6 protein-coding genes are annotated in these 6,804 nt (G+C 44.1%); all 6 read left to right on the forward strand.

Annotated features, from left to right (window positions below):
* Positions 1-72 precede the first annotated feature (72 nt).
* Positions 73-978: a DUF72 domain-containing protein gene (locus AB4232_RS18700; protein WP_372087727.1), complete on the forward strand. Its 906-nt coding sequence runs from the start codon at positions 73-75 to the stop codon at positions 976-978.
* Between the two features lie 139 nt (positions 979-1,117).
* Complete coding sequence (cmoA, locus tag AB4232_RS18705) at positions 1,118-1,846, forward strand: carboxy-S-adenosyl-L-methionine synthase CmoA (RefSeq protein ID WP_122046862.1); 729 nt, start codon at positions 1,118-1,120, stop codon at positions 1,844-1,846.
* 182 nt (positions 1,847-2,028) lie between these two features.
* The gene (gene cmoB, locus AB4232_RS18710) at positions 2,029-3,000 is read left to right on the forward strand and encodes a tRNA 5-methoxyuridine(34)/uridine 5-oxyacetic acid(34) synthase CmoB (RefSeq protein WP_009846365.1); all 972 of its coding nucleotides are present in this window, start codon (positions 2,029-2,031) and stop codon (positions 2,998-3,000) included.
* Between the two features lie 265 nt (positions 3,001-3,265).
* Positions 3,266-4,006 (forward strand): ATP-dependent zinc protease, encoded by a 741-nt coding sequence (locus AB4232_RS18715; protein ID WP_009846364.1) that lies wholly within the window; start codon positions 3,266-3,268, stop codon positions 4,004-4,006.
* Positions 4,007-4,023: 17 nt separating this feature from the next.
* Positions 4,024-5,529, forward strand: a complete 1,506-nt coding sequence (locus tag AB4232_RS18720) for an inactive transglutaminase family protein (protein ID WP_009846363.1) — start codon at positions 4,024-4,026, stop codon at positions 5,527-5,529.
* A gap of 3 nt (positions 5,530-5,532) precedes the next feature.
* Complete coding sequence (locus AB4232_RS18725; RefSeq protein ID WP_012603623.1) at positions 5,533-6,492, forward strand: alpha-L-glutamate ligase-like protein; 960 nt, start codon at positions 5,533-5,535, stop codon at positions 6,490-6,492.
* Positions 6,493-6,804 lie beyond the last annotated feature (312 nt).

Raw genomic sequence — 6,804 nt, forward strand, 5'->3', positions numbered from 1 at the left:
ATCAACACGCCCTAATTTCAACCCAAAAACTTTTTGTAATGACTGATGGCGTGATAAATAACGGTGTAATAGATGGATGCTCGTGTAATAACAACAGAAACTTTACCTCTAAGACTTGGGTTAACAATGTGGTCTCACTCTGAGTGGCAAAGTCAGTTCTATGGTAAAGGAACAAAACCCGCTGAGCGCTTAGAAAAATACTCCCAAGTTTTTCATACCGTTGAAGGCAACACGACTTTCTATGCGACACCCAGTGTCTCAACGGTCAATAACTGGAAAGCCGCGAGTCACGATGATTTCAAGTTTACTTTTAAGCTGCCTAAGTTCATCACCCACCAGCAGCACTTAAAACATTGCCAAGCCGAACTCAAGGAATTTCTGCTCACCATGTCGCCCCTACATAGGCGCATTGGTCAGTGGACGATTCAATTGCCCCATAGCTTCGAACCCAGCATGCTTCCTGCCCTGCAAAAATTTTGTACCTTGTTTCCAAAAGACATGCAGCTCGGCGTTGAAGTTCGTCACCTTGGTTTCTTTGATAAAGGCGATGCCGAAAAACGTTTCAATCATTGGTTGATAGAAGAAGGGATCAATCGCATCATTATGGATAGCCGTCCTGTTTTCTCCGCACCACCAACCACAGAGGCGGTGATCGACGCGCATCAAAAGAAACCACGTGTTCCGGTTCATGCCATTGCGACGGCAAACAATCCGATGGTTCGCTTTATTGGTCATCCAGATAAGGAACCCAATCTGGCTTTCTTTAAACCTTGGTTCGCGAAATTACCGACTTGGTTAAACGAAGGAAAACAACCTTATTTAATGATCCACACCCCAGACAATAATCACGCCCCTGAGTTGGCGATTGCTATCTATAAGCAATTACAGACGCAAGTTGCTGAACACACAAAGATAACCTTGCCTAATTTGGCGGAGTTTCCTGCTCAAAAAGGCGACCATCAAATCTCGATGTTTTGATAGTAAACAACTACTAACAAGCGTTCACTTTCATCAATCTCAGTTTTCGTGACAGCCGCGCTTTTTTTACGTAAAATATGTCCCCTTTTATTTGGTATGAATTTTGTGCCAATTACGCTGACTGTCGAGAGAAAATGCCATGAGCAACACAGACAATATCTTTTCCGCTCCTATTGATAAAATTGGAGACTTCACCTTTGATGCAAGGGTTGCTGAAGTATTTCCGGATATGATTCAACGCTCGGTGCCTGGCTATAGCAATATCATCTCTGCAATCGGCATGCTGGCTGAACGCTTTGTAAAGCCACATTCAAATATTTACGACCTTGGCTGCTCGCTTGGTGCTGCGACACTTTCTATGCGTCGTCACATTCAGCAAGAAGGCTGCACGATTTTCGCTATCGATAATTCAGAAGCCATGGTTGAACGCTGTAAGCTGCATGTAAACGCCTACCGCAGTGACACACCGGTAGAAGTGATTGAAGCCGACATCCGTGAAGTGGAAATCAAAGACGCCTCTGTTGTGGTGCTTAACTTTACACTGCAATTTCTGTCTCCTGACGACCGATACTCTCTGCTTGAAAAAATTCATGCAGGCTTACGCCCGGGCGGAATCTTAATCCTTTCTGAAAAGTACGTATTCGAAGACGAAAGTTCAAATGAACTGCTTATCGACCTGCACCATGATTTCAAGCGTGCAAACGGATACAGCGAGCTTGAAGTCAGCCAGAAACGCAGCGCAATTGAAAACGTGATGCGTCCTGACTCGATTACAGTTCACAAGCAACGTTTTGAAAAGATTGGCTTCTCAAGTAGCGAAGTGTGGTTCCAATGCTTCAACTTCGGTTCAATGTTCGCGATTAAATAGCGCACATACCCAGTCAGCTCGTACTAAAACGTCATCCTCAAGAGCGAGGAACGAGCGAGTTGGGGATCTCTATCAAGTACGATCAACCGAGACTCCCTATCATGTTCGTCCCTCACTGTAGGGAATGACAAATTTAATTTCTATTTTAGGGTTTATTGACCCTATTAACTCAGTGAAAAACTATGTTTAATTTTGCCAATTTTTATCAACTCATTGCCCAAGACACTCGCCTTCAGCCGTGGCTTAATGTTCTTCCTCAACAGCTGACGGATTGGCAAAATGCAGAACACGGCGACTTCGACCGTTGGTTACGTGCACTGAATAAAATCCCGCAAGGTGTGCCTGACCAAGTTGATCTGAAAAACTCAGTGACGATTGGCAGCTCTACACCGTTCCACACGGGTGAACTTAAAAAGTTAGAAAGCTTACTGAAGACTTTCCACCCTTGGAGAAAAGGCCCTTACACAGTTCACGACATTCATATCGATACAGAATGGCGCAGTGACTGGAAATGGGATCGTGTGCTTCCACATATCTCTCCATTGAAAAACCGTTCGGTGCTCGATGTAGGTTGTGGCAACGGCTACCACATGTGGCGCATGCTAGGTGAAGGTGCTCGCTTGACGGTGGGTATCGACCCTTCTCACTTATTCTTGGTTCAGTTTGAAGCCATTCGTAAATTGATGGGCGACGACCAACGCGCTCACCTATTACCTCTAGGTATTGAGCAACTGCCAAAACTGGAAGCTTACGACACTGTATTCAGCATGGGCGTGCTTTACCACCGCCGTTCACCACTTGATCATTTGATTCAACTAAAAGACCAATTGGTATCTGGTGGCGAACTGGTACTTGAAACGTTAGTGATTGAAGGTGACGAAAACGCTGTTCTTGTGCCTGTAGATCGCTACGCGCAAATGAGAAACGTTTACTTCTTCCCATCTGCACGCGCACTGAAACGCTGGCTTGAACAGGTAGGCTTTGAAGACGTGCGTATCGTTGATGAAAATGTTACAACGATTGGCGAACAACGCACAACGGAGTGGATGACACACAACTCTCTACCGGATTACTTAGACCCTAATGATCCAAGTAAAACCGTAGAAGGTCACCCAGCACCAAGGCGTGCGATTCTAGTAGCGACAAAACCTTAAGCTCTGTTACACAAAACCATAAGCTCTGTCGTCATACAGCCACCGTTATTTATATGTGGGAATTTTGATAAAAAAGAGAACTAATTGTACAAAAGTTGTGCTCACGTTTAAGAAGTGAGCGCCCTTAAGTGACAATAATTTTCGTAGCGCTCACATTGCGATTCAATATGACCAGACTCTTACAATAGGATGCTTCACGCATCCTTTTTTGTGGGATAAACTTCTAAATAGTCTGAACTACTCTCTAATTTCCAAAGGTTTTTATATGTTTAAGCGATTATCGCCTATCGTGGCGGTTGGTTTGCTCTCTGGTTGCACCCTCACGAGCGGTGCTACCTACCATCAAGAAACTCTCGACGCTATTTCCCGCTCAGAGACAAACATCGCAAACAAGGTTCAAAATCTTGAACTGCAGCTAAGTAATCAAAGTGATTATATTGAAAGCTTGGAAGACGAAATTACCACTCTTTCTAGCCAGTTAGATGTACACCTAACCAGCATGGAACACAGGGTCATTGAAGAGCTAAAAGAAGCCGAGCCTGTTGCCGTTGCAGCTGCACCTACCGCTCCTACATCACAGCCGACTATTCTAGGCGGTATTGAAAAAGTATCGATCGACTCTATCAAACAAAGCTTCGATGCTCGTGTTGATACTGGCGCAACCACCTCTTCTTTAAATGCCGTCGACATCAAAGAATTCGAACGCAACGGTAAAGATTGGGTTAAGTTCCATTTGGCAGATAAAGCACAAGCAAAAGAAGACCAAAAATGGATCGAAGCGCCCGTTGTACGTTATGTGAAAATCCGTCAATCTACGAATGATCAAACAGAACGTCGAGCTGTGATCGAATTATGGGTAAAAGTCGGAAAAATCCATGAAAAAGCGCAATTTACATTGGCGGATCGCTCTCAAATGAGTCACCCTGTATTATTAGGGCGCGAATTTATCAAAGACATAGCGCTAGTAGATGTAAGTAAAAAGTACGTACAAACGGAAGTTAAATAACAATAGTAGGGTAAGCTATGACGTCAAGAATTCCATTTTATATTTCTATATTCCTGCTCATCGTGGCAGGTATAACTTTGAGTATGTTCAGACATACAACCTACGGTGTACCCTGGACTCCAGGCGAAACTAATCAGGTTTGGGACATTGAAGCTCGTATCGAATTCAATGCAGTGGGCAAAGAAGCAAAAGTTTCACTAGCCGCACCTCACACACAGTCTAACTTTACACTTATCGGCGAGTCAGCTTCATCACCAGGCTACGGCATTTCATACTTGAATACAGATTCAGGTCGCCGTGCTGAGTGGTCAATTCGTCACGCCGATGGTCCGCAGACCATCTACTACAAGACACAGTTCTTAGTCGATAGCCAAGCGAACGTTACCTCAACACCTCCAGAAGGTGATGTGGCTCAACCAAGCTTTGATGGCCCTGAAGAAGCCGCGGCCCTTGCTTTGATTGACAGAGCAACCAAGCGCTCAGCAGACAACATCACCTTTACTCGTGAGTTAATCAAAACGCTTAACGATCCAGACAGCCAAAACTCAGCGCTGATTCTGAATAACATGACCAAAGTGGAAGCGACACACAAGCTACTTTCTGCCGCTAAAATCCACAACAAAGTCGTCGGTGTTATTGAACTGGAAGACGGACGTCGTCGCCAATCAATCCAACACATGAACCAAATTTGGGATAATAACCAGTGGGTTCTATTCTCTCCTGAATCTAGCGAGCAGCAAGTTCAACCAAACCTGCTAATTTGGGATGAATCAAATGTATCTCTATTAGACGTGGTTGGCGGTCAGAACAGTAAAGTTCACTTCTCTATGATTGCTCAGGAAGTTACTCCAACTGAAGCAACCAACAGTAAAGTATCAGCGGATCAACTGTTGAACCTTTCCATTCATAGTCTGCCGCTAGAAGAGCAAGCGATGTTTAAAACCATCATGCTGATTCCTATCGGTGCTCTGATTGTTGTGTTCCTACGTGTCATCATAGGTCTTAAGACTTCTGGTACGTTCATGCCCGTTCTGATTGCCGTGGCATTCGTTCAAACACAGTTGGTTACCGGTATTGTTGGCTTCCTACTGATTGTAGGTACCGGTCTTGTAATTCGAAGTTACTTATCCAAACTCAACCTATTGCTCGTGGCCAGAATATCCGCTGTAATTATTACAGTAATTATGATTATTTCGATATTTACTGTAGTCGCATTTAAAATCGGACTTACAGAAGGCCTATCAATTACGTTCTTCCCAATGATTATCTTGTCTTGGACTATCGAACGTATGTCTATCCTTTGGGAAGAAGAAGGCGCGAAAGAAGTTGTACTTCAAGGTGGCGGCTCTCTATTTACCGCTGTGCTTGTTTACTTAGGTATGACTAACCCGTTCATTCAGCACTTAACGTTTAACTTTATTGGTTTACAGCTTGTTATTCTAGCGACCATCTTGTTACTAGGTAACTACACAGGCTACCGTCTAACCGAGCTTCGTCGCTTTAAACCGCTAGCGGAGGACTAAGTTATGTTTGATCAATTTACTTCACCGTTTAAGTTGAAAGACAAAGGCATAATGGGAATGAACAAGCGTAACCATAGTTATATTGGCCGCTACAATGATCGTTCCAAGTACCCACTCGTTGATGACAAGCTTAAGACTAAAATCATTGCTGAACAGGCTGGCGCCACCGTGCCAAAGCTTATTGGCGTTATTAGCCACCAAGCTGAAGTAAAAACAATCCACAAGATGGTTAAAGAGTGGCCGGGTTTTGTAATCAAGCCCGCTCAAGGCAGTGGTGGTAAAGGCATCCTTGTTGTGATCTCTCATAAAGATGGCGTTTACACCAAACCATCGGGTTCTACTATCAATGAAGAAGATGTAGAGCGCCATATCAGTAACGCGCTCGCGGGCCTTTTCTCACTGGGTGGCAAGAACGATGTGGCCGTGGTTGAAAACCTTATCAAGTTTGACGAGTGTTTTGAGGGCTTCAGCTACGAGGGTGTGCCAGACGTACGAATCATCGTATTCAAAGGCTACCCTGTTATGGCGATGATGCGTCTGTCTACTTCAGATTCAGATGGTAAAGCTAACTTACACCAAGGTGCTGTTGGTGTGGGTATAGACATTGCGACAGGTAAAGCGGTTCGAGCTGTTCAGTTCGACCAACCAGTTACACACCATCCAGATACAGGTAAAGAACTCGCGTTATTACAAGTTCCTCACTGGGAAAAGCTGCTAACTCTAGCGTCGAGTGCATGGGAAATGACAGGCTTAGGCTATATGGGTACTGACATGGTATTAGACCAAGAAGAAGGCCCAATGGTACTAGAACTTAATGCACGCCCTGGTTTAGCTATCCAAATCGCGAACGGCGCGGGGCTACTTCCTAGACTGCATCATATCGAAAACCTTGGCACGCCTGCTGAATATCCAAAACCTGCGGAGCGTGTTGCTTACGCTGCAAAACAGTTCGGTCACAACTAGTCAAAATTTTGTCACTCAAATTTTAGGCCAAAATTTGGGGTGTTTGGGGTTATCTCCCCTTACATCCCAATCCTTTCTATACGCTTACTTCAGCAAAATATTCACGCCAAAAATAGATTAAAAGGTACTTATTTGTGCTAATTCCACCTAGGAAGTAGAAAAATACGCACCATCAAAATCAATTAAAACCCATCAAATTTGTGTAGATACTCTATTCACTGTAAATCCCACGCATAAGTATTCACACAGCTTATTTGTAACGACTTTCCCTTACAAAACGACCAACAAATAAATTGTAACCCTATGTTAGCA

Source organism: Vibrio sp. 10N.286.46.A8, from assembly GCF_041470165.1.
GTDB lineage: Bacteria > Pseudomonadota > Gammaproteobacteria > Enterobacterales > Vibrionaceae > Vibrio > Vibrio tasmaniensis_A.